We start from the raw sequence: 19,076 nt of genomic DNA on the forward strand, positions 1-19,076 counted from the left end.
TATAAAAAATGCCGCGATATTCGCGGCATTTTCTTAACAACAACATGTTCGATTAATCACGTCGACCACGAAGTTCAATTTTTTGTGTAGCAGCATCCGTTTGGATGATTACCCCGCCATAAGCCGTTTCATTTAGACCTTTCAGCGTCAGTTGAGAATCTGCGCGCTCGACGTCGACCTGATTTTTCGTAGCCATCGTCATATCAATCGTGCCCGTGTATGACCCATCGCCAGCTAATGCTATGTTTGTTGAGCAAACCATCAAACCAAGTGCGATTAATTTTTTCATACGTCACCTCTGTTTTTGTTCTTACTTTCTTTCGATGAAAAAACTGTAACAACAGAAACATGTTCATACGAGGAAAGTCATCATTTACCAAATGGAAATCCAAACCACTAAATTGATATGACCAAGCATATTTGCTGTCCACCGTCGCCTTCAATAAACCATAAGATACGACAGCATGCTTAAATTGACCGAACGTTGTCTTTTATTCAGAAATTCAGAGATATGATTTCTCGGCAGAAGATAAATGAGACGATGTATGAGCATTAATCTGGACATTCAAAACGTATTGGTACTAAAACGGATGTATGAGTTACGTAGCGTCCGATTGGTGGCAGATTCACTCGGAAAGACATCAGGATCAATCAGCAAAAACCTGACAAAAATGAAAGCGCAGCTCGATGATCCTTTGTTCATTCAGACTAAAAATGGCTTTGAACCGACCGCTTTTGTCGAAGCGAACATGCCACATTTTGAACAAATCCTCACCAGTATTGATTCCATCAAACCACAGAGTTTTTCACCCGCTCATTTTGACGGCTCGATCACTATTTATGCGAACACATTGTTTTGGGATTACTTTGGTGACAAGTTTTACTTAGAATTACTAAAACACGCCCCAAAAGCAAAGTTCTCTTGTTTACGTTGGGGTAGCGACGCGAAAAAGCGATTAACTGAGGGTGAAAACGCTATTGCGATTCATTATTTTGATGAGGATCTTCCGCAGTCAATTATTCAAAACGAACTAGGTCGAGGAAAAGCCGTATTTTTTGTTCGAGATAAGCATCCCGCTCAACATTTCCAAGAGCTAGAAAACTACCCCTTTTTACTTTTCAAAACGCCGGGATGGAACGACTACCGATACCCGTTGTTGGAAAGGCTCAATCATATGGGGTTCAGAACCACACCTAAGGTAGAAATTGAACATCCTGCGATGATTCAAAAAGTGCTCCTACAAACGGATCATTTTGGTATAACCATGAGTGGACATGTGCCTAAGGGCTGCCGAAGTATCGCGCTTCCTGGCGGGTTAGAGCTTGATGTTCGCTACGTGATGAGCTGTCGTCGATCACAACAGCAAGCCCCGATAAACCAGTGGTTATTCAATGTCATTAAAGATATCACCCAGCCCTAACCTAAAAGTCCTAGGGTGATGACTTGTCTATGTTTTCTTAGGTACTCGATATCGTTGAGGTAAGCGGTATGATGGCAATCTTCTAGGTTCGCTTGAAACCTATCATCACCTTGAGCTGCGACCCCTCTCATATAATCAACTAACGCGGAGAGTCGATGTGTCATCACCTCCACCAGCTCTTCCCGTTCCAATCTCGAACAGCCATAAGCGTCACAGAAAAGTTTTGCGCGCTGAATTTGTTGCTCCAAACAGCCCATTTTATCGTGCTCATCGGTTTTAAATGGTGCCCAACCATAGACCGAAAAAGCGACGTCCCAAACTCTTGGCGCCGGATGCGCCGTATCAAAATCAAACACACCAACGACAAACTCTCCACGGAGTGCCACGTTATATGGCATGAAATCACCATGACAAATCACCTCTTGTGGTGTTCGTGGTGGCCGCATCCAGTGCAGCGTTTCATTTTGATATTGCTTAAGGAAACCCTCAGATGCATCGTGCATATCGCGTAACATTTTTGCCGCAGATTGGAGCGCGGAAACAGAAGCAATGTTGCCAATCAATGGATAGTTGTCAGTCTCTCCTTCGACATAGCTAACCCACTCTTTTCCTTTCTCAATACCAACCGCTTTAGGGCATGCCGTAAAGCCTCGTGAATGAAGATAGGTAAGTAGCTGATGGATAGTCATCGTCCAATAACTGGCAGGACGAGATATCAAATTCCCTTTTCGATAGATGGCATTTTCTCTACCGCCTTGCATTGTTTCCATAACAGTATCCTGTGTGGATTAAGTACGCATCAGATAACGTAAAGCTAGATCATCATACACTCAAAGCTTTTAGAGAAGGTTGACTGACCCTATAAGAAACCGCGCATTTTGTTAGGTAAATCGCAAGAATAAGTACCGCTGTAAAAATAGACCGTAAACATCAAAGGCTTTGTATTAACCATTGGGCAAAGGTGTTTACGTGTGACTTTTCTGATGCTCTAACCATCATATAGTGTGCGCCGGAGCTGGGCATACGCCAATCTCCGATTTGTACTAATATCCCTTGTTGCAACTCATCCTCAACAAGAAAGTCTCTCACCAGCAAGACACCAAGTTGATTGGTTGCAGCTTGAATAGCAAGCAGTGAATGTTCAAATTCGGCTATCACTTTGCTCACCTTGCCTTGATAACCTTGGTACGCAAACCACACCGGCCAAGATTCATGATAACCGCCGGTGCAGATTTTAGGTGTTTGAGACAACTTCGTGAGGTCATCAATCGGATTTAACTGAATAAAGCCGGGGCTTGCTACAACGATCCAGTTTTCTTGGGTAAGCTGAATAGCTTGTTGTTCTTGCCAATCGCCATCTCCGTTAATAATTTCTATATCTGCGATCGCACTGGCGTTTGGAACCGTATTCGCGGTTGTTGAGATCTTAAAGGAAACATCTAGAAATTGACGCTGAAAATCGGCCAGCCTTGGCATTAGCCATTGCGAGCAAAAACTGTGGGCGACATGTAAGGTAATTTGCTTGTTCTGTGGGCGAGTAAATAAATGATGGGTCGAGGTTGATAAGGTTTGAAGCACATGGTTAACCACCGGCCAGTATTCTTTTGCTGAGCTGGTCAGCGTAAGGTGCGTACCCTTGCGCTCGAATAATGTTGCATTTAACTGCAGTTCTAGCGATTTTACCTGCTGACTGACGGCCGCACGGGTCACATTGAGCTCCTCTGCGGCTTTAGTGAAGCTCTGTAATCGCGCCGTGGCTTCAAACGCTCGGAGCAAATTAAGCGGCGGTAAACTTTGCATAACACTCTCCCAAATACTCAGTAGCCATGGTATGAACTGGTGATGACAAATTGATGAAAGTGCTGAGTTTGTTAAGCGGGATCAAAAAAGCCAGCGTGATACACGCTGGCTTTTGGAACTGTCTCTTAAGCAGGAATTATTCTGCTTTCTCAGTGGTTTGGTATTCAAACGCAGGGACAACTACTTCAACACGACGGTTCATTTGACGACCTTGACGTGTTTCGTTGCTTGCTACTGGGTTAGCTTCACCCATGCCTTTCACTGTCATACGCTCAGCCGCAATACCTTTTGCTTGGAACTCGTCAGCAACGGCTTTCGCGCGTTTTTCTGTAAGTTGCTGGTTGTACGCAGCAGAACCCGTCGTATCACTGTAACCCGTGATCTCAACTTGAGCTTGTGGGTAAGTGTTCATCAGATCAACGGTACCAGAAAGGGTCGATGCATCTTTCACTTCTGCACTTTCTAGGTCGAATTGTACTGTCGCTGTTGTTTGAGCAGGGTAAACATGCTCAACAATACGTGTTGCAGGGCGTGTTTCTACTACTTCCTCAACCACTTCTTCTTGAACTACTGGCTCAGAGCCGAACTTGTAGTTAAAACCAATACCGAAGAAATCTGAATCCATATCTTCAATCACGTCATCAGACATATCTTGGTAACGTTGGTATTCAGCACGTAGGCTCCAGTTGTAGTTGATTTTGTACTCAGCACCTAGAGAGCCTGTTGGTACGAAATCTTTTTCGTCACCCGCCATCATGTATGCAGCACCAACTTTCGCGAATAGATTCCAAGAATCCGTTAGCGGTAGGTTGAATTTAGGAGCAAGAGTCAACGCCCAAAGATCACCGTCAACGGTGTTTAGGCCCGGCTTTTTGAAGTTTGCAGTGAAGTCACCAAGGTAATCAACACCGTACTCTGCTGCAACGTACTCGTTGAAGCTGTAGCCCAGGTGCATAGATGCTGCAAAACTGTCGTCGTCACAAGGTTCGTTTAGGTAACACGCATCATTTAGAGAGTTGTAACCTACTTTACCGCCCATGTAAGTGTCAGCAAGTGCAACGTTTGAGATCACACCACCAGCAAGTACAGTAGCCACTGCTATAGCGATTTTTTTCATTATTCTTTTCCTTTTTCTTGTACACAAAGCAACACATCGAGGCAGCATACTGCCGTAAAATATGAAGCCGTAACTTTCTCTTTTCTTCGAACAGAAATAGCTAAATAGCGTAGGAAAGAATCAAAAAATGATATTCAAACGCCAATGACGTAAAACGGAGAAAGATAACCTCAAGACCATCTATTCATGAGCTTCATCCGCATACCCAACCGAGAAATAAAGTCTCGTTGCGTTGGTTTAGCCATAGTCAATTCGTTGCGGAGAATATCACAAAATAGCCAGTTTTCTGTGACGCAAATCACCATAAAAACCCATTTTCTCAAATTTAAGAATCGACATTTAAGCCTGTGAATGGCAACAAATTTTTACAGGAGAGAATGGATACCGAAGGCATAAAAAAACAGCTCATTTAAAATGAGCTGTTTTCGAAATAATGAACAGACGTTAAGTTATCGAACTAGATTTTATCCGCCACGGTAAGCGTTGCAGCTAAGACATCTTGCCCAAATAATACACTGCGTTCTGGTGACCAACCATAAAGTGGATCTGGGTGATTGTTGTTGTCTTTAAATGGCATCTCGATCGTGTACGACAGGCATTTGAACTGCTCCGCGACCCAGTTTGAGCCTACCGTCAAATTCGCTTTACCCGGCTCATCTTTATCATAACCAATCTCATCTTGGAATTCAGGGGTAATAGTCAGTAGCGCTTGCTTAAATGATGCCTCTAAAGCGGCAAGATTTTCATCGTAAGAAGGAATACCTTCTGAGCCAGCGACGAAGTTATACGGTATCGCTTCATCTCCATGAATATCTAAAAACATGTCAACACCCGTTTCCAGCATGCGCTGACGCACAAGGTAGACTTCTGGGCTCTTTTCCATTGATGGCGTTTGCCATTCACGATTCAAGTTCACGCCTACCGCGTTCGTACGCAAGTGGCCGCGAATACCACCGTCTGGGTTCATGTTTGGTACCACGTAAAGCACTGCTTTTTCCAGTAATGCACGCGCAACCGTGTCATTTTCGTCCAGTAGACGTTGGATCATACCTTCCATGAACCATTCAGCCATGGTTTCACCCGGATGTTGGCGTGCAATCATCCAGATTTTCTTTTTGCCTTCTTCCGGCTCACCAAACGTTAGCAAGCTCATGTCATTGCCGTCTAATGTGTGGCCTAATGTTTCTAGTTGGCAGTGGTGCGCGCTTTGTGCCATGTGTAACAAATCTAAATGACGATCGTATGTGTAAGGCGCAAAGTACGCGAAGTAAATTGAGCTACGCTCAGGGATAACAGTGAAAGTCAGCGTGTCGCCATCGAACTCTGCTGGTATACGAAACCATTCTTCACGGTCGTAAGACGCCACGACATCGTAACCTTGCCACCCTTCTGGATAAGCCGACTTAGCCAAATCAAGCAGTTTGATCGTGTGCGACTGCTCGGCTTCGGTTTCTAGACGGAAATGGAACCACTGGTAGAATTCCGACATATTGTCATTAGGGATTTTAAGTTGGATGTCATTTTTGTCGTCTGCTTTCACTACGTGAATGCTGCCGCTATCGAAGTTGCTGAATACTTTCATTATATTACTCACCTTTTAAATCTGAGCTTGAAAGACAGAGGCTACCACAAGGGTACATTGCCCCCCAATGACTTTCACTGCAAACTGTCTCGTTTGTGGCTAAAGTTTTCAGTTTAGTCGAGCTTATCCGCTTTGCCTGCTGGTCCTGCGAGTTTCGCTAGCCATTTATCCCAAACAAACGGATGTTTCTCATTGTCTTCCGCTTCCTCTTTTCGGCGAACAGCATTTCGTACCATCATTGCTCCCAGCCAACGTATTGGTTCTGTTGGGAAATACCCAAGCGGTCCTTGCGCTAAACCACTTCGCGTCCATTCGTTATCTAGCCCTAACACCAACGACGATAAAATTTTTCCACCCATTCGAGTTTGGGCAACGCCGTTACCTGAATAACCAAACCCGTAAAAGACATTACTTTGCTCATCCAATTGGCCAAAAAAAGGAAACCCAGTTGCGGAACGATCCGAACCGCCAGTCCAAGAGTACTCAAATTCAGCCCCTTTTAAGCGAGGAAAAAGGTTGTCGAATGATTTTTTTAGTAGAGTTTGATAACGCGTCGGCTTGTTAAACATCGCGTCAACTTGGTTGTTGAAAGAGAACTGATTACCGCCTTTGCCTAGCATCAAACGGCCATCTGGCGTATCTCGGTAATAATGTACGAAGATGCGTGAGTCCAACACACTCGAACCCGCTTGCCAACCAGATTGAGACAAAGTATCACCAAGCGGCTTGGTGATCACCATGTCGGAAGAGACCACCACGATACTGTTTTTGAACTGTTTAAACTGCTCCACCATCCATGCATTTAATGCCAACACCACCTGCTGCGCTTGAATGTTTCCTTTAGGTGTACAGACGGTGGCAGGTTTTCCATAATCTAGACGCGTCATTGGCGTGTTCTCATAAACTTCTACACCCAGATCAATAGCAATACGGCGTAACCCTCGCGCAAGTAAGGCGGGTTGTACGTTAGCAGCAACCGGAGAGTGGTAGCCTTCAATATGGCGAGGTGAACCCGCATTAGCACACAGTTCCTCCACCGAGCAACGACGCCAACTGTTCACATCTAGCCGTTGTAACTCGTCGACAACTGGTTGCATTCCTCCAGCTTGCGCTCGGTTTGTCGCCGTATAATAAACACCGTTGAGTGATAGCTGTGCATCAATCCCATGTTGCTTGCAAAATGCGTCAATCTCCAACACCACTTGTTCCGACTCTTTTACCAACCAAACAGCATGTTCTTCACCGAATAACCGTTTTAACGTCGGGAACTTGGTAGACCATGTCAGCATACAGCCGCCATTCGCGCCAGATGCCCCACTGCCACACAAGCCCTTTTCGATAACAACCACCTGTTTTTCAGGAGATTGCTGCTTAATCATAATCGCTGTCCAAAGTCCGGTGTAGCCACCACCGACAATAGCAACATCGGTATCAATATTTTGATGTAATGGTTGCGGCGTTTCTGGCTGTTCAGCTTCAATGGCCTGTTTGAACCAGTATGAACTATGTGTCATCGGATATCCTTGTTAGTGCGTTGCATCGTTTCTGTAAACACTTTACAAACGATGAGCACAATCAACGAGCAAGAATATCTAACGCTGAGCGATAGCAAATGTTGCGCTGAGAGAGTGGAAGTTTCCGCTATCAATGAATACAAAAATGGGGAGCAGCGCTCCCCAAAACAAACAGCAAGGATATAAATTATCGGAAAATCGAGACCGTCTTACTGGTTAGTATTTACCGGTTTCACGCATGCGGTACTCGTATTGAACATTGAGAATAGGCTGGTATACAACTTGCCCGTCACTTTGCAAGAACTCATTCACCATGACTTTTGAGTCAGTGATAGAAAACGACTGGCGATCAACATACTCTGTAAGGCTTGTAAACTCGTCACGAAGCTGACCTGGTGATTTGCTTTGATAGTTCTGAATCATGTCACGACCTATTTCATAAGCCGCTTGTTTGCTATCCATAACATCACCATGGATCGTTTCGGTATCGTTTGTCCACTGATAGCCACCAGCAAAAACAACAGAAGGTGCAGCAGTCAGAGCAATCATACTTGCTAAAGTCATTAAGCGTTTCATAAACCTCTCCTTACTTACCTTTATATCGGGCCTAAATTGGCTCGATATTTATAAGGTACGTATAAAGACCAGAAACACGTCAAAATAATTTCAAATAACGTTCAATTCTTGTTCAACTCATTTCACTTTAACTTAGCAACACGGCATCATACTCTGCCAACACGAGCATTTTTCTACCTCGTAGTCACAACGTTCAAAGTGGCTTCCAAACTGACATTTCCTTACCAACCCATACAATACCTAAGGTCAATTTTCTCTTAGAATCCCAACAAAAGAACAGTGTTCAAAACCTTATATAAACGTCGGGCACAGCAAAACCTCCCCTTTTAGTAGTGCTTTGCATTTCCCCCTTTTTCGGGTTCTTCGCTGCTCGTCCGTCGGTTCTTAATTGTGGCTGTTGAGCACACGTTAATCTGGAGTGAAAATGACCGCGAACAAATCCATTTTTTACCATAGCAAATCAATTTACTCAGATGATTATGCTGATGTCTATAAGCCAATTTGGACCTACAGAGCGAAGTTCATCTTGCGCGCACTTTACTACAAACGAGCGTTTAAGCACCTGTCAGATAATATTGAATCGTCATTGCTAGAGATGCTTTGTGCTCGTACGCACCGCTTTTTAGAAAAACCGTTTCGTCCCTACATCATCAAAAATAACTCAGCTTTCGATCGTTCAAACCTAGTGGTTGATCACTACAAAACCATTTCAGAGCTGTTTTCTAAACAGACCATTGAAGAGATCTATACCGATTCGACTGGCTTAACATTAACATCATTTGAAATCGACGAGACATTGTACTCTGTGCGATTGGTGTACGAAGCGCGTTACCAAAAAGAAGGCGACATGAGCCTAGTGCTACACAGCGCGGAAGATGGCAACTTCTATACGCTCTCATTTACTCTCGGCCACATAGAATCTGGACGCAGCATTATGATTGGCGGCTTGCAAGGGCCACGCAGCAGTGAAGAGAACAACGCGAAAATTAAAAAGTTAACTCGTAAACTTTACGGGCAAAGACCAAAAAGCTTGATGGTGAGTTTGCTCACTTTACTCGCGCAAATTTGGGAAGTGAATACGATTCTAGCGGTAAAAACACAATCCCATACTTATGCTGCACGACGCTACAGTAAAGGACGAATCAAAACCGATTACGATGCACTCTGGCAAGAGTTGGGCGGCACCGAATACAACCGTCATTTCTACTCACTCGATGTGAATGCCCCGCGTCGTGATATTGAAGGCATGTCGCGTTCTAAGCGTTCGATGTATCGACGTCGTTACGAATGGTTAGACAATACCAAAGCGGAGTTCATGACAAGGCTACGTTAACCCAACGCACCACATGACGTTTTGTTTTTTCATTTTATGATTCGGAGTTTTTATGTCTTACAAGTACGCCGTTGCATGCTTACTATCCGCACTTTCCTTAACGGCTCATGCACAACCAACCCAACATGTTGTTGGAGCAAATTTAGGCTACGGTAATGTTAGTTACGATGTGAACAATAGCCATGATGAAGGTGACATGTTCCTTGGTGATGTATATTACCGTTACATGTTCGATCACAACTTTGGCATTGAAGCTGGCTATAAGGGCGCATTTAACGGCATTGGCTCCGTACTTATCAGTCCCTTAACAGAAATCACCGATGTCAGTTATGGCGGACCTCGACTCAGCGGTTACGCAAGTTACCCTCTGGGAGCTGGCTTTGAGCTTTACGGGAAAGGCGGTATCACTTACTACACGTTAAGTTACACGCTTAAAAACAATGGTCAGAATAAAGAATATGACGAGTCTAGTCTTGGCGGAGAAGCCGCTGCTGGTGTCGCTTGGGCCTATAAACACTTTGGTTTGAACTTAGAGTACAACTACGCCAAGAATAGCGATTTTGATTCTGGCGGTGTGATGTTTGGTGCACAATTGCGATTTTAAAAATTTAGCTGTGCCAAGGCACCGAATCGACATCGGTGCCTTATACCTCAAGCAGGGCTCAATGACAGAATGATTCCGCTCAGGATCAACAGCACCCCGACGCCTCGCGTGAAATACCATTTTTCAGCCAACAACCAAACGCCCATTAATAAACCAAATACAATGCTGATTTGTCGCAAAGCCACAACAAGGCTGACGTTATCAGTCATAGTCATCGCAAACAGCACCAAGCCGTAGGTTGATGCCATCATGATGCCAGCCATACTCGCACTTTTGCGAATCATCCAAGCGGTTTGTAGTTCTTGCTGACTCCCCGAAACAATACACCACAATAAAACCGGTACTCCCATAACCCAAAACTGCACGCCTAGATAAAAAATCGCGCTATAGTGGTCGTTAAGAATGGTCGATGTTTGTTGAGTTAGCAGATTCAGTGCTTGCTTGTCCACAACGGAGTAACCCGTCGTGCCAAACGCCGCAATCAAGGCCCAAAACACACCAACATTCAGGTACTCCCCAAGAGTAATTTGACGAAAACTGGTTACTGGAACTAGGACACAACCTAAAGTAATAAGCAGGAAACCCAACCACTGCTGAGCATTCAACTCATAACCTAAGGCGACGGTGAGTGCGCCCACCATCATTACAGGAAGTGCTCTCGCAATGGGATAAATAACTCCCACATCAGCGTGCTTGTAGGCCACGATCAAACCAATCAAATAGACGATTTGAGATAAACCACTGATAAACAACATTCCCCAAAACACGTTGGGCAACGTCGTCCAGCCAATGTTAAAGAGATACCAAATAAGATAAGGAGTGAGCAGAAGGCAAGCAGATAAACTTGCCGCCATCGTAAACGCGAGCCCTGAACCAGCATTGCTTTTACCAAGAATATTCCAGCCAGCATGCATAATCGCAGACAATACAACGAGTGCGATTGCCAAGAGATCCATTCCGTTTTCCTGTTTATGATATTTAGATACCCTCAAGGTGCTTGGGTACAACAAAGGCCCCAATATGGAGCCTTTTAATTTGAGATATAAATTGCTCGCCGCCAACTAGACAGATGCCCAGCAAACAGAGATTAATTCAGCTCCGCGACAGACTCGATGCTGATGGCATCATGACGCCAGTATTCGATGTCACAGTCAATCAACTCACCATGTTGGTTGTAGTTGATACGTTCAACCACCATTGCAGGCGTACCAGACGTCGCGCGCAATGCCTGTGCCACCTCACCCAACAAAGTACTAGTCGAAATTCGGTAACGAATTTTTTGATACGTCACACCGTAGTGTTCACGATAAATGTCGGTTAACGAGTTTGATAAATCATAAGACAATAAGTTGGGAAATATGTCTGGTCGAATATAGTTCGTGACATAAACCACCGGACGCTCTTCTAGGTAACGAACGCGGTCGACACGAAATACGTCTGAAAACGGCTGAAGGTCCAACAAACGAGCGGCCAATTTATTAGCCAAAGTGCCTTTTGCGGCTATCACTTCTGTTTTTGGCACGCGATTTTGCGCTTTTGCCATGTTTGGGAAGTTCAACGTTTGGGTTGGGTCGTAACGCAATGGCTCAGGTGAGATAAACCAACCTCGGCGGTCTTCGCGATAGATTCGACCTTCCGCTTCGAGCAGTGATAAAGCTTCACGCAAAGTGACGCGTGTAGTATCGAACGATTCCGCCAACTTACGCTCTGCTGGCAGTTTTTGACGCGGCGATAGCATGCCCGCTTCAATCTGTTCAACAATCGAATCTTTAATTTTTACGTATTGCACGAAGTGTCCTTATCTTTTGCGCCAAGCTTGTGTGCGATTCTCTAACAATTTACCCAAAGTCATCTGAACAATCTTCGCAATTGCGGCAGCAATCATGATCATCACCGCCATTGCCGCAGCAGCGCCAGTTTGACCGGCATCGTCCATATTCAGAATTGAGACCGAAGCTGGAATCGTATCGGTTGAGTAAAGGAATACTACCGCAGAAGTGGTGGTCAATGCATTAACAAACAAGTAAGCCGCAATGTCCAAAGTCGCAGATAAACACACAGGTAATGTCACTTTAAAGAACAACTTGTATTGAGGAAGCTTCACCGATGCCGCCGTGGCTTCAATCTCCGATGGCAACTGCTTTAGCGCTGTCAGTGCTGTCATATGGCCCACGGTGTAGTAATGCACTACCGTGTTAATCACTAAGAATGCCATGGTGCCATAAAGCACGTTCAGAGGATTGTTCGCATCGTTGAAGTAAAAGATGTAACCCAAGCCAAGCACCATACCTGGAACCGCCATCGGCACCACGCTGAGCATTTGCATCACTTGACGAATTGGACCGAACGCACGCCCTTTCTCAATGCAGTAAGCACCGACAAAGATGATGGCTGTACCAATAACTGCCGTCCAACCTGCCAACGTTAACGAGTTGAAGAATGGGCTCCAACCATAAGTGCTCATTTCAGCAAAGTTGTAATTGTTTAGCGTCAGCGCTTTGTTCCATGGCCAGAATGTAACTAGCGAGCCATACACCGCCATGCCTAGCACTACCAACACTGCGATAGAAATGATGCTGCAGTAAACCAAACAAATGCTGTCGCGCGCTTTGTTAGGTTCTGGCTGATAAGGCACCGAGCGAGTGTCAAATAAGCTCTTTTGCTTTTTCTGTACCCAGCGGTCTGCACCAAATGCCATTACCGCAGGGAATAGAAGCATAATGCTGGTCACCGCACCCATGGCAAAGTTTTGTTGTCCCACCACTTGCTTGAAGATGTCAGTCGCCAGAACATTGTAGCTTCCACCAATCACTTTCGGCACACCAAAGTCAGTGATAACCAGCGTAAAGACGACGATAAGCGTACTGATCAAACCGTATTTCGCCGCAGGTAGCGTCACCATAAAGAAGGTTTTGATTGGTGAGGTTTTAAGTGCGCGGGCTGCTTCATACAAGCGGGCATCTGAAGTGCGCAGCGAAGTGGTTAAGAGCATCAATGCATGAGGAAAGGTCCAGAAGATCAAACCCATCGAGATACCAATCACGCCATAAATCGAGTTTCCTAACAGCATCTCTTTAGCAATGCCTTGATTACCGAAAAGGAAGATCAAACTGATCGCCGGCAACAACGAAGGCGCAAGGATTGGCGCGGTACCTAGGATTTGGAACAAACCTTTAAACGGCATGCATGAACGAGTCAGCGCGTAGGCATAACCAAACGCAAGCACACCCACTACCAAGGTCACTATCACGCCCAAAGTGAAGGTGTTGCCCACCGAGACCCACAAGCTTGAAGAGGAAAAGTACGTCGCAAAGTTTGCCAGACCGACAAATTCGCCATTGGCATTTTGCACACTCTTGGTCAACATTGCCCAAAGCGGCATTAAGATGAATAGCACCATCATGGTCGACAAGCCAGCGAGCAAACCAAACAACACAAGGTTGTCGCGGCTAACGCGCCCGAGTAAGGATTTTGCTTTGTCTTGTGTGGTTAGGCTATTCATCGTCATTGTCTTCGCATCCATGTTTACACCTACGCCGCTAGCGCTTTATCAACCGAGGGCACGGCGTAACCATGCAGCCCTTCTTCAGCAAACTGGATGTAACGTACATCGCCCGCCTTGATATTGAGTTTTTGAACCGTTTCCACAGGCACATCCACGACGATGGTTTTCGTTGAGCTGTCGTTTTGCAATACGCAATCAATGCGGAAAAACGCCCCTAGAAACTCGGTTGCCGTAACTCGCACTGGTAAAGAGTTGTTGTAGTTTTCAACGAACTTGATGCTTTCAGGACGCACCGCAAGGTCGAAGCGGTCACCACGTTGGATCTTACGATTGGTCAAGCTTGGCGCTGGCATCAAGGTTTCAGCAATGCGCACTTGGGAGTCCGTTGCAACGGAGGTTTCAATAAAGTTCATGCTGCCGACAAACTCAGCAACAAAGCGCGTGGCTGGTTGTTGGTAGATTTCTTGAGGTGTGCCGACTTGCTCAATCACGCCATGGTTCATTACCACGATACGATCCGCCATCGACAACGCTTCATCCTGATCGTGCGTAACCATGATGGTGGTGATGCCCAGCTTGCGTTGCAGCTTACAAATCTCGTCACGTAAGTGAACACGCACTTTTGCATCCAGCGCCGATAATGGCTCATCCAATAACAGTAGACCCGGAGACAAAGCCAATGCACGAGCCAAAGCAACACGCTGCTGCTGACCACCAGAAAGTTGGTTAGGGAATTTCTCGCCAGAGGTTGGAAGACCAATGGTTTCTAGCCAGTAATCCACCTTCTCTAACGCTTCTTTGGTCGACATACCTTGGTTCTTCAAGCCCACCGCAATATTCTCTTGCACAGTTAGGTTCGGAAACAGCGCGTAAGATTGGAATACGATGCCGAAATCGCGCTTCTCTGGTGGTAGGAATGTGGTCTCTTGACCGTTTTGAAAAATCGCACCAGATGTTGGTAGGTCTAAACCTGCAATAGCACGTAGCAGAGTGGTTTTACCGCAGCCAGAAGGACCAAGAAAACAAACGAACTCGCCCTTTTCAATCGCTAGCGAGATTTTCTTTAATGCAGTGAACTGTCCGAATTGCTTCACTACATTTTCGATATTTAGGTAATGTTGGTTAGTTGACATAACACACGCTCCAAATGGTATATACCAACTTTAGTTTTAGAGTGTTACGTTCCAATGACAAATTTATAGCCAGAAGATGACAAATAGATGAACGCCCTCGATATTAAACGCTTAAATCTAAACTCATCTTGAAATACGGAATGTCTGATTTATAAAAGCGCTCGCCCTCCTTCTGTAATCCAAACTTCTGATAAATTTTCAATGCCGACTCACGCGCATCGCACCAGAATACCTCTGCGTTAAACGCCTTAGCATCATCAATCATCGTCTCCAACATTCGAGAGCCGATCCCTTTCCCTTGTTGACTTGAAGATACCGCAAACTTCCTTAGTCTTGCTGCGCCATTGCTGAAGAAGACTGACGCCACACCCACCAGCTCTCCGTTCACATAACTCCCGTAATGATAGCCAGTTTCATCTTCATCAACCTTGCAAAACTCAATGCTTTTGCTTGGCCATAAAACCTGCTGTCGAAGCGGCAGTGTCTGCTCCGCATTAATACGTTGGATTTCCATGCACTTCCTCCTTTCTACCTGAGTATCCGGCCACTAATGTGCCTCTACTTTTCGCAAGATGCAAAAAAGGAGAGCAACCGCTCTCCTTTGACAATTGGATTTGTCGTAACCCTTATGATTTTGGCTCTGATTTCGCGTCAAATTTCTCAGACCATGTCGCTAAGATTTCTGCACGTTTGCTACCCATTTGCGCAAAATCCATCTTCGCCATGTTCTCTTGAACGTTCGGGAAGTTAGATACGGTCGCTTTCACGTCTTTATGTGCAACCACTGGGTACATTTCTACGTAAAGCTCGTTTGCAGCTTTAGAGATTGACCAGTCGACAACGCGCTTCGCTGCGTCAGACTCTTTTACTAGGCCAACGGCTTCTGATTCCCAGCCGATACCTTTAGGTGTGATAACCGCAAGTGGTGCACCTTGTGTTTTCAGCTTCGCGCCGCGACTTGCCATCGAAATACCGATCGCCACTTCGCCCATGCCTGCTTGAACGCATGGCTTTGAGCCAGAGTGCGTGTAGTGTGCAATATTCTTGTCTAGGTCACGCATGTAGTTCCATGCCTGATCTTCACCCATGTTTTGTAACCAAGCAGACACCTGCATGTAACCAGTACCTGAAGAAGCTGGGTTAGGCATTGCAATGTGACCTTTGTAAACCGGCTTCGTTAGGTCTTCCCAAGACGTTGGTTTCGGTAGGTTAAGTTGTTTCGCTACCGCTTCGTTGAAACAAACTGCGTTAAAGAACGCATCATTCCCGAACCAAGCTTGGTTTGATTGAGGGTCGTTTAGGTTCGCGTGCAGCTCTTCCAAACCTTTTGGTGTGTAAGGCTTAAGAAGACCTTCATCTTTCAGCAGTGCCATTGACGAGCCAGCAAGCCCCCAAACCACTTCTGCTTGAGGGTTGTTCTTTTCTGCCAGCAATTTCGCCGTCATGATACCTGTTGAATCACGAACCCACTTAATCTTGATATCTGGGTTGTCTTTCTCAAACGCAGACTTGTATTTAGCAAGAATGTCAGTTTCGAAAGCGGTGTAAACCGTGACTTCCTGTGCTGCCATTGCATTCGTAGCTAGCAGAGAGACAAGTGCAGCCAGCGATCCTTTCATCAAACGGTTTTTCATCATTTTCTCCAGTTAATTTGGCTAAGTTTTCATTTGGTCTGTACCAGTTGACGACATACACCCTACTGAGCCTTTGTGACGAAATCATGACCATAAAATGGCAGTTTTGAGAAAATTATCGATAAATAGGCGACAAACTGATCGGTGAAATTTTGGATATGAAAGTTTTATGAAATTCACTGAATGGCTATTTACGACCCTTTTTCATCCTTGCTAGAGTGAACTCAATTTCTGGTGTAGACCAATTGAATTATTCTGATGGAAATCGAGATGAAAAACGAATACCTACTACTGACTCCAGGTCCTCTATCTACTTCTGAAACAGTACGTGAAGCCATGCTAAAAGACTGGTGCACTTGGGATGATGAATACAACAAAGACATTGTAGAAGTGATCCGCACTAAGCTTGTAAAACTGGCGACGGAGCAAGACGGTTACACCAGCGTACTAATGCAAGGTAGCGGCACCGCATCAGTAGAAGCAACGATTGGCAGCGCCATTGGTAAAGATGGAAAATTGTTGGTTGTCGACAACGGTGCGTACGGTGCGCGTATCGCTCAGATCGCTGAATACCTAAATATTCCATGCCATGTAGTTTCCCCAGGCGAAACATCACAGCCACACTTGAACGAGGTGGAAACTGCATTGGCATCGGATCCTGCGATCACACACGTGGCGATTGTTCACTGCGAGACAACCACTGGCATGCTCAACCCAATTGAGGCATTTGCTTCTGCGGCAAAAGCACACGGTAAAGTAGTGATTCTCGATGCCATGTCGAGCTTTGGCGGCATTCCTATCGATATTGCTGAGCTAGGCATCGATTTTATGATCAGCTCTGCAAACAAATGTATTCAAGGCGTACCGGGTTTTGGCTTTGTGATTGCAAAACAAACTGAGCTAGAAAAGTGCCAAGGTCAGGCACGTTCTTTGAGCCTTGATCTGTACGACCAATGGCAGTGCATGGAAGTGAACCACGGCAAATGGCGTTTCACGTCTCCAACGCACACGGTTCGCGCTTTCTACCAAGCCTTGTTAGAACTGGAACAAGAGGGCGGCATTGAAGCGCGTCATCACCGTTACCAAACTAACCAGAAAACACTGGTTGCAGGAATGCGTTCTCTGGGTTTCGAACCACTACTGAGTGATGACCTTCATTCGCCAATCATCACTTCTTTCTACTCTCCGACGCACAGTGATTACCAGTTCAAAGCGTTCTACACACGTTTGAAAGAGCAGGGCTTCGTGATCTATCCGGGTAAGGTATCGAACGCAGATTGCTTCCGCATCGGCAACATTGGCGAAGTTTACCCAGCAGATATCGAGCGCTTAATCGGTGCGATTGAAAAAGCAATGTATTGGCAAGTTGCGTAAAGCAACCTTCTGATTGAGAGAGCGTTATGACTCAGAATATCAAACCGACCCATTTCCGCAGCGAAGGCGATGTCAACACGACACCTGCGCGCCAAGCTTGGAATGCATCGATGGATGACGAACGCACGCAAACATTATTGAAGCGTGATTCGGAGGTCTTTCTTCATCAAGCCATGTCAACGCCTTGCTTAGATACATTGGAAGCAGCAGAAGGCATCTACATCCAAGATGCTACCGGCAAAAAGTACATGGACTTCCATGGCAATAACGTCCATCAGTTGGGCTACGGTCATCCGCATGTGATTAAACGTGTGCAAGAGCAAATTGCCAAACTGCCGTTTTCACCACGTCGTTTTACCAATGAAACCGCGATTGAATGTGCCGAAAAGCTCACCCAAATCTGTGGCGGCGAATTGAACCGCGTGCTGTTTGCTCCGGGAGGCACATCTGCGGTTGGTATGGCACTTAAACTAGCGCGCCACATCACAGGCAACTACAAGGTGGTGTCTCTGTGGGATTCCTTCCACGGCGCATCGTTAGATGCTATCTCAGTGGGTGGTGAAGCGTGTTTCCGCCAAGGCATGGGACCATTAATGGCAGGTGTTGAGCGCATTCCACCAGCGGTGTCTTATCGTGGCGCTTTACCGGTCGCGGACGACAGCGATGTGCATTACGCCGATTACCTTGAATACGTGATTGAGAAAGAAGGCGGCGTGGGCGCGTTTATCGCAGAAGCGGTTCGCAATACGGATGTTCAAGTGCCGAGTAAAGCCTACTGGAAACGCATTCGAGAAATCTGTGACAAACACAATGTCATGCTGATCATCGACGACATCCCTAACGGTATGGGTCGCAGCGGTGAATGGTTTACCTACCAAGCCTACGACATCGAGCCAGATATGCTCTGCATCGGTAAAGGTTTGGGCGGAGGCTTAGTGCCTATCGCAGCCATGGTAACCAAAGACAAATACAACACCGCCGAGCAAATCTCCATGGGTCACTACACTCATGAGAAAAGTCCTATCGGTTGTGCTGCAGCACTGGCAACCATGGAAGCCATTGAGCATGACGGCTTGCTAGATAAAGCCAAAGCCGACAGCCAGTTCATGCGTGAAAAGCTGCTAGAGATGAAAGCCAAGTACCCTGTGATTGGCGATGTTCGTGGCATCGGCATGTTATGGGGCATTGAACTGGTCACTGACCACGAAAGCAAAGCACGCGCGTATGACGAAGCGGAAGCTGTGCTGTACCAATGCCTCAACAACGGAGTGAGTTTCAAGGTATCGCAAGGTAACGTGATTCAACTCAGCCCACCGCTGATCATCACTCGCGAACAACTAACAGAAGCGTTGGCGATCTTCGAAGAAGCCATCGCCAAAGTATGCAAAGACTTTAACTACATTTAGGGTCAATAGACCTCAACAAAAACCAATTTATCCTGAGCGCAGTTCCGACGTGTAGGCAAGCGCTCTGGCAAGCAAGA

Annotated in this window: 18 protein-coding genes; 5 read left to right on the forward strand and 13 right to left on the reverse strand. The window is 45.9% G+C overall.

Annotated elements, in window-relative coordinates:
• Positions 1–52 precede the first annotated feature (52 nt).
• Entirely contained in the window at positions 53–289 is a 237-nt protein-coding gene (locus FKN16_RS02940; RefSeq protein WP_170901951.1) for a hypothetical protein, read from the reverse strand.
• Between the two features lie 256 nt (positions 290–545).
• Here FKN16_RS02940 and FKN16_RS02945 point away from each other — a divergent pair, with 256 nt between their 5' ends.
• A complete protein-coding gene (locus FKN16_RS02945) occupies positions 546–1,421 on the forward strand; it encodes a LysR family transcriptional regulator (protein WP_170901952.1) in 876 nt (291 codons plus the stop codon).
• Here FKN16_RS02945 and FKN16_RS02950 read toward each other — a convergent pair.
• The 6 genes from FKN16_RS02950 to FKN16_RS02975 form a co-directional block, all read right to left on the reverse strand.
• Entirely contained in the window at positions 1,418–2,191 is a 774-nt protein-coding gene (locus FKN16_RS02950; RefSeq protein ID WP_170901953.1) for an aminoglycoside phosphotransferase family protein, read from the reverse strand. The genes FKN16_RS02945 and FKN16_RS02950 overlap by 4 nt on opposite strands.
• 160 nt (positions 2,192–2,351) lie before the next feature.
• The gene (locus FKN16_RS02955) at positions 2,352–3,221 is read right to left on the reverse strand and encodes a LysR substrate-binding domain-containing protein (RefSeq protein ID WP_170901954.1); all 870 of its coding nucleotides are present in this window, start codon (positions 3,219–3,221) and stop codon (positions 2,352–2,354) included.
• 136 nt (positions 3,222–3,357) lie between these two features.
• Positions 3,358–4,338: an OmpA family protein gene (locus tag FKN16_RS02960; protein WP_005395330.1), complete on the reverse strand. Its 981-nt coding sequence runs from the start codon at positions 4,336–4,338 to the stop codon at positions 3,358–3,360.
• Between the two features lie 457 nt (positions 4,339–4,795).
• Positions 4,796–5,920, reverse strand: a complete 1,125-nt coding sequence (locus FKN16_RS02965) for a M14-type cytosolic carboxypeptidase (RefSeq protein WP_005395332.1) — start codon at positions 5,918–5,920, stop codon at positions 4,796–4,798.
• A 113-nt stretch (positions 5,921–6,033) separates the two neighbouring features.
• Positions 6,034–7,434, reverse strand: a complete 1,401-nt coding sequence (locus FKN16_RS02970; protein ID WP_170901955.1) for an FAD-dependent oxidoreductase — start codon at positions 7,432–7,434, stop codon at positions 6,034–6,036.
• A gap of 216 nt (positions 7,435–7,650) precedes the next feature.
• Positions 7,651–8,010 carry a DUF3316 domain-containing protein gene (locus FKN16_RS02975; RefSeq protein WP_170901956.1) on the reverse strand — a complete coding sequence of 120 codons (360 nt, stop codon included), beginning with the start codon at positions 8,008–8,010 and terminating at the stop codon, positions 7,651–7,653.
• Positions 8,011–8,434: 424 nt separating this feature from the next.
• On the opposite strand from FKN16_RS02975, the gene FKN16_RS02980 reads away from it, so the two are divergent.
• Together FKN16_RS02980 and FKN16_RS02985 are read left to right on the forward strand one after the other, a co-directional pair.
• Positions 8,435–9,343 carry a VirK/YbjX family protein gene (locus FKN16_RS02980; RefSeq protein WP_046873855.1) on the forward strand — a complete coding sequence of 303 codons (909 nt, stop codon included), beginning with the start codon at positions 8,435–8,437 and terminating at the stop codon, positions 9,341–9,343.
• Positions 9,344–9,395: 52 nt separating this feature from the next.
• Positions 9,396–9,947 carry a porin family protein gene (locus FKN16_RS02985; protein WP_047008000.1) on the forward strand — a complete coding sequence of 184 codons (552 nt, stop codon included), beginning with the start codon at positions 9,396–9,398 and terminating at the stop codon, positions 9,945–9,947.
• Positions 9,948–9,994: 47 nt separating this feature from the next.
• Here the strand turns inward: FKN16_RS02985 and FKN16_RS02990 are convergent, their stop codons facing one another.
• The 6 genes from FKN16_RS02990 to FKN16_RS03015 form a co-directional block, all read right to left on the reverse strand.
• Entirely contained in the window at positions 9,995–10,903 is a 909-nt protein-coding gene (locus tag FKN16_RS02990; RefSeq protein WP_170901957.1) for an EamA family transporter, read from the reverse strand.
• 131 nt (positions 10,904–11,034) lie between these two features.
• Positions 11,035–11,736, reverse strand: coding sequence for a phosphonate utilization transcriptional regulator PhnR (phnR, locus tag FKN16_RS02995; protein WP_053808131.1), 702 nt, complete (start codon positions 11,734–11,736; stop codon positions 11,035–11,037).
• Positions 11,737–11,745: 9 nt separating this feature from the next.
• Positions 11,746–13,470 carry a putative 2-aminoethylphosphonate ABC transporter permease subunit gene (locus tag FKN16_RS03000; protein ID WP_170901958.1) on the reverse strand — a complete coding sequence of 575 codons (1,725 nt, stop codon included), beginning with the start codon at positions 13,468–13,470 and terminating at the stop codon, positions 11,746–11,748.
• Positions 13,471–13,478: 8 nt separating this feature from the next.
• A complete protein-coding gene (locus FKN16_RS03005; RefSeq protein WP_005395343.1) occupies positions 13,479–14,585 on the reverse strand; it encodes a putative 2-aminoethylphosphonate ABC transporter ATP-binding protein in 1,107 nt (368 codons plus the stop codon).
• A gap of 103 nt (positions 14,586–14,688) precedes the next feature.
• Entirely contained in the window at positions 14,689–15,099 is a 411-nt protein-coding gene (locus FKN16_RS03010; protein WP_170901959.1) for a GNAT family N-acetyltransferase, read from the reverse strand.
• A gap of 112 nt (positions 15,100–15,211) precedes the next feature.
• Complete coding sequence (locus FKN16_RS03015) at positions 15,212–16,222, reverse strand: putative 2-aminoethylphosphonate ABC transporter substrate-binding protein (protein ID WP_025442487.1); 1,011 nt, start codon at positions 16,220–16,222, stop codon at positions 15,212–15,214.
• Positions 16,223–16,489: 267 nt separating this feature from the next.
• Between FKN16_RS03015 and phnW the strand changes: the two genes are divergently transcribed.
• Together phnW and FKN16_RS03025 are read left to right on the forward strand one after the other, a co-directional pair.
• Positions 16,490–17,593: a 2-aminoethylphosphonate--pyruvate transaminase gene (phnW, locus tag FKN16_RS03020; RefSeq protein ID WP_170901960.1), complete on the forward strand. Its 1,104-nt coding sequence runs from the start codon at positions 16,490–16,492 to the stop codon at positions 17,591–17,593.
• 26 nt (positions 17,594–17,619) lie between these two features.
• A complete protein-coding gene (locus FKN16_RS03025) occupies positions 17,620–18,999 on the forward strand; it encodes an aspartate aminotransferase family protein (protein WP_170901961.1) in 1,380 nt (459 codons plus the stop codon).
• The last annotated feature ends 77 nt before the right edge of the window (positions 19,000–19,076 follow it).

The sequence above is a fragment of the Vibrio sp. 11-4(1) genome (assembly GCF_013048625.1).
GTDB classification, from domain to species: Bacteria; Pseudomonadota; Gammaproteobacteria; order Enterobacterales; family Vibrionaceae; genus Vibrio; species Vibrio diabolicus.

Excerpts from the sequence above, each read along its gene's own strand:
- FKN16_RS02940 (WP_170901951.1), bottom strand. The coding sequence starts at position 289 with ATGAAAAAATTAATCGCACTTGGTTTGATGGTTTGCTCAACAAACATA.
- FKN16_RS02945 (WP_170901952.1), top strand. The coding sequence starts at position 546 with ATGAGCATTAATCTGGACATTCAAAACGTATTGGTACTAAAACGGATG.
- FKN16_RS02950 (WP_170901953.1), bottom strand. The coding sequence starts at position 2,191 with ATGGAAACAATGCAAGGCGGTAGAGAAAATGCCATCTATCGAAAAGGG.
- FKN16_RS02955 (WP_170901954.1), bottom strand. The coding sequence starts at position 3,221 with ATGCAAAGTTTACCGCCGCTTAATTTGCTCCGAGCGTTTGAAGCCACG.
- FKN16_RS02960 (WP_005395330.1), bottom strand. The coding sequence starts at position 4,338 with ATGAAAAAAATCGCTATAGCAGTGGCTACTGTACTTGCTGGTGGTGTG.
- FKN16_RS02965 (WP_005395332.1), bottom strand. The coding sequence starts at position 5,920 with ATGAAAGTATTCAGCAACTTCGATAGCGGCAGCATTCACGTAGTGAAA.
- FKN16_RS02970 (WP_170901955.1), bottom strand. The coding sequence starts at position 7,434 with ATGACACATAGTTCATACTGGTTCAAACAGGCCATTGAAGCTGAACAG.
- FKN16_RS02975 (WP_170901956.1), bottom strand. The coding sequence starts at position 8,010 with ATGAAACGCTTAATGACTTTAGCAAGTATGATTGCTCTGACTGCTGCA.
- FKN16_RS02980 (WP_046873855.1), top strand. The coding sequence starts at position 8,435 with ATGACCGCGAACAAATCCATTTTTTACCATAGCAAATCAATTTACTCA.
- FKN16_RS02985 (WP_047008000.1), top strand. The coding sequence starts at position 9,396 with ATGTCTTACAAGTACGCCGTTGCATGCTTACTATCCGCACTTTCCTTA.
- FKN16_RS02990 (WP_170901957.1), bottom strand. The coding sequence starts at position 10,903 with ATGGATCTCTTGGCAATCGCACTCGTTGTATTGTCTGCGATTATGCAT.
- FKN16_RS03000 (WP_170901958.1), bottom strand. The coding sequence starts at position 13,470 with ATGGATGCGAAGACAATGACGATGAATAGCCTAACCACACAAGACAAA.
- FKN16_RS03005 (WP_005395343.1), bottom strand. The coding sequence starts at position 14,585 with ATGTCAACTAACCAACATTACCTAAATATCGAAAATGTAGTGAAGCAA.
- FKN16_RS03010 (WP_170901959.1), bottom strand. The coding sequence starts at position 15,099 with ATGGAAATCCAACGTATTAATGCGGAGCAGACACTGCCGCTTCGACAG.
- FKN16_RS03015 (WP_025442487.1), bottom strand. The coding sequence starts at position 16,222 with ATGATGAAAAACCGTTTGATGAAAGGATCGCTGGCTGCACTTGTCTCT.
- phnW (WP_170901960.1), top strand. The coding sequence starts at position 16,490 with ATGAAAAACGAATACCTACTACTGACTCCAGGTCCTCTATCTACTTCT.
- FKN16_RS03025 (WP_170901961.1), top strand. The coding sequence starts at position 17,620 with ATGACTCAGAATATCAAACCGACCCATTTCCGCAGCGAAGGCGATGTC.